Below are 2,691 nucleotides of genomic sequence, written 5' to 3' on the forward strand. Positions count from 1 at the left end.
CCGTTTCTGCTGATGGAGGCTTGCGTAAATCCGGCGTACTGTCGGTCGCTGCCTATGAAGTCAGAAGCCTCGCCTGATAAGGCGGGGAGCAGTGTGCCGAGTTTTCCGGAGTCCTTATACAATTGGTATGGAACTTGTTCACTGAAATAATAAACATCATGGGTAGACAGCCTGAACTGGAGGTGAGAGTATGTCCGACTTGCCACCAAAAAAAATTATCGTTCAAGGAGTGAACATGGGTAAAGAGCATCGAGAGTCAAGTACGAATTTGGAAGGCTCCGAGAAGAAAATAAGTTTTGTTATCAATGCTACTGAAGATCGTATAAGCCGCCTGCGCCAGGCATACCTTGATGGGACACTGATGGTTGATAGTGAGCGTCTCGCTGAAAAAATGCTTGCATTTGAGCAACAGCTTGAAATCGCGTTTTCCGAGAAAGACAGCCCTTAAGTCAATTTACGCCAGTTAGAAACCCTTTACCCTACCAAGGCTTGATCATCCACTGTGAATGAAGTACGCTTCAAACGCGTTCTTAAAGGTGTATCCCTTGGTATCAGTCCGGTAACGCATGCTCCCATGGCACAGCTGGATAGCGCAGCCCCCTCCTAAGGGGCAGGTCGTAGGTTCGAATCCTACTGGGAGCGCCATATAAATCAATGATTTAATTCGGGTCTCCGAGTTTGTGGTCAAGCATTGTTCAGTCTTGAGTCGGTATAAAAAGTAGCTCTCTACAGACTCTCACATATCAATACAGAATCTTTACGATAGTTCGTCCACCAGAACGTAGCGGAAGCGTTCAAATTTACCCTGTTCCACTGCCTTACGGGCCTGATGTATAACTCCATCGAGGGTGAGCATGTTGCGCTTGCTCAGTGCCCGCTTAAACTGAAGCCTGCCAGAGTTGCTTACGCTGCTTACGGCTGATGCGCGGTTTACCAGAACGAACTGCGGTCAGATAATCTTCTTCCGTTTCAAGCCCCATGGGATCGGCTATTTCACTATATTCGCTGGTAATAGACTCACGATCAAACTCTGGAATCGGGTCAGCTTTCAGAATGTCATCCCAGATTTCAGAAATATCAGAATCTTCCGCAATTTTCCCTTTCCAGTTAATGCAATGACACACAGTTCTGGCCAGCTGGTGAAGATTGGTAACCTCAATCCGGTTAATAACATCAGCAGCCATCTTTCCCATAAGAGATTTGATGGTGACCGAAAAATTGGTCGTGTAGGTGGTAATCAACACTTACTCGTTTACGTCACATTGACGAGCGAGAAATGCTGCACGATGCATCAGTGCTACCGTTTTCTTTCACCAGCGGCACCATTGAGTTTGGATAATGGGTTTGAAATGTACTGAGATCATCAGAAGATAGAACAGAGGACAGCAGTGCACAGAGAATAAAAAGGGCTGAATCCCGTTTAGTCCGCATAAGCAAGTACTCTTTGGTGGGCTTCAGATCCTCGCTGTTCAGATGAGCCTGTGCCGGGTTGCTTGCACGCAATAAGGCATCATCTTCTTCTCTGAACGCTTCAATGGAGTTTTGCAGAAAATGATCGTACACCGTCTCCATAAATGGCCTGATAAGATCGGTCCCTTCCGCTTTGATATCTTCCGCCTTAATGACGATTGATCCAGCCTTCAGCAAGGCTTCTTCGTAACAAAGGTTGACCATCTTCGCCAGTTTCCGGGCATGCTTTTCATGCTCCTTTGTTTTCATGCTATTGATGGCCGAGCTTAGCTCACTGGTTACTGTGATTTTCAGTAAATTCTGGGTTTTCATAACTACCGAATCTCCGAAACCAACCGCCTCGCCTCCGCATGCTGATAGTTCTTCTCCAGCATTTCCACCCCAATCATGATATGAATGACAGTTGTCGTCATATTGTATTATAGTTCGCTAAATTATTCAGGTCAGGCTTCAGCAGGTTGTAGCTCTTCCAGATAGGAAACAGGAAATGAAACCCAGGCATCCTGTCCCTGGATAATCACACCTGTGATCGATTTCACGCCAAGAAACATTTGGTACATGACATAAAAATAAACCCACTTGTCCTGCAGGAACTGGCACAATGATCTTATGGCACTGGCACTGGCACTGGCACTGGCACTGGCACTGGCACTGGCACTGTTGGTTGCTGTGATAATTTCAAGGGTTTGTTCGGTATCCATAAACGTTCGTTTGTCCATACTCTACGATTCATGCCCGGGCACTATGATCCTTCAGACTCCCGGTCAGAATCCGGAAAAAGCAGTTCCAGGCATGCACCACCAGATGGAGATGAGCCTGCATTTCCTCTTTGTTTCTCGGCGTCTTTAACATATCGCCGCTGACGGAAAGCAGCATTTCTGAAACTTTCTTCATGTTTTTTCAACTTACATCAATGCTGATAACTCGCCCGATCAAAGAGCATTTCTGACCTTTATGCTGAGCTAATGAGAAAATCCGATAACCGTTACGGCAGAAAACAGGGCTCATGGGCAATCAGCTCAAAGCACTGCTCTATATCCTGATCATAAAAGAATTCGTGTCACTTATCGGTGTGCCGCATATAAGACAGGGTATAAGTGTTATTACCGCTGTAGGTCATTCTGGCAAACTTCCGTTCAAAGGACGGGCTGATGGCATTGGGTGATGGACAGTGGTAAGTGGCGCAGAAATAGAAAAAACTGCCATGCCATTTGGTAAAGA

At 46.2% G+C, this 2,691-nt stretch carries 5 protein-coding genes and 1 tRNA gene; 2 read left to right on the forward strand and 4 right to left on the reverse strand.

The genetic code is table 11. From position 1 onward, the window contains the following. Window positions 1-190: 190 nt before the first annotated feature. Both KDK15_RS18105 and KDK15_RS18110 read left to right on the forward strand, forming a co-directional pair. Window positions 191-448, forward strand: a complete 258-nt coding sequence (locus tag KDK15_RS18105; RefSeq protein WP_257296796.1) for a flagellar biosynthesis anti-sigma factor FlgM — start codon at window positions 191-193, stop codon at window positions 446-448. 120 nt (window positions 449-568) lie between these two features. Then, window positions 569-645 (forward strand) — tRNA-Arg (locus tag KDK15_RS18110). 233 nt (window positions 646-878) lie between these two features. Here KDK15_RS18110 and KDK15_RS18115 read toward each other — a convergent pair. The 4 genes from KDK15_RS18115 to KDK15_RS18130 form a co-directional block, all read right to left on the reverse strand. Next, window positions 879-1,241, reverse strand: a complete 363-nt coding sequence (locus tag KDK15_RS18115; RefSeq protein ID WP_257296797.1) for a hypothetical protein — start codon at window positions 1,239-1,241, stop codon at window positions 879-881. Window positions 1,242-1,257: 16 nt separating this feature from the next. After that, window positions 1,258-1,782 carry a hypothetical protein gene (locus KDK15_RS18120; protein WP_257296798.1) on the reverse strand — a complete coding sequence of 175 codons (525 nt, stop codon included), beginning with the start codon at window positions 1,780-1,782 and terminating at the stop codon, window positions 1,258-1,260. A 131-nt stretch (window positions 1,783-1,913) separates the two neighbouring features. Further along, the gene (locus KDK15_RS18125) at window positions 1,914-2,189 is read right to left on the reverse strand and encodes a hypothetical protein (RefSeq protein ID WP_257296799.1); all 276 of its coding nucleotides are present in this window, start codon (window positions 2,187-2,189) and stop codon (window positions 1,914-1,916) included. A gap of 10 nt (window positions 2,190-2,199) precedes the next feature. Continuing rightward, on the reverse strand, window positions 2,200-2,364 hold the full coding sequence (locus tag KDK15_RS18130) for a hypothetical protein (protein WP_257296800.1): 165 nt from the start codon (window positions 2,362-2,364) through the stop codon (window positions 2,200-2,202). Window positions 2,365-2,691: the final 327 nt, after the last annotated feature.

Origin of the sequence: Endozoicomonas sp. YOMI1, from assembly GCF_024606345.1 — a bacterium.
Taxonomy (GTDB): domain Bacteria; phylum Pseudomonadota; class Gammaproteobacteria; order Pseudomonadales; family Endozoicomonadaceae; genus Endozoicomonas.

Coding starts and splice junctions, on each gene's coding strand:
- KDK15_RS18120 (WP_257296798.1), bottom strand. CDS start 1,782: ATGAAAACCCAGAATTTACTGAAAATCACAGTAACCAGTGAGCTAAGC.
- KDK15_RS18125 (WP_257296799.1), bottom strand. CDS start 2,189: ATGGACAAACGAACGTTTATGGATACCGAACAAACCCTTGAAATTATC.
- KDK15_RS18105 (WP_257296796.1), top strand. CDS start 191: ATGTCCGACTTGCCACCAAAAAAAATTATCGTTCAAGGAGTGAACATG.
- KDK15_RS18130 (WP_257296800.1), bottom strand. CDS start 2,364: ATGAAGAAAGTTTCAGAAATGCTGCTTTCCGTCAGCGGCGATATGTTA.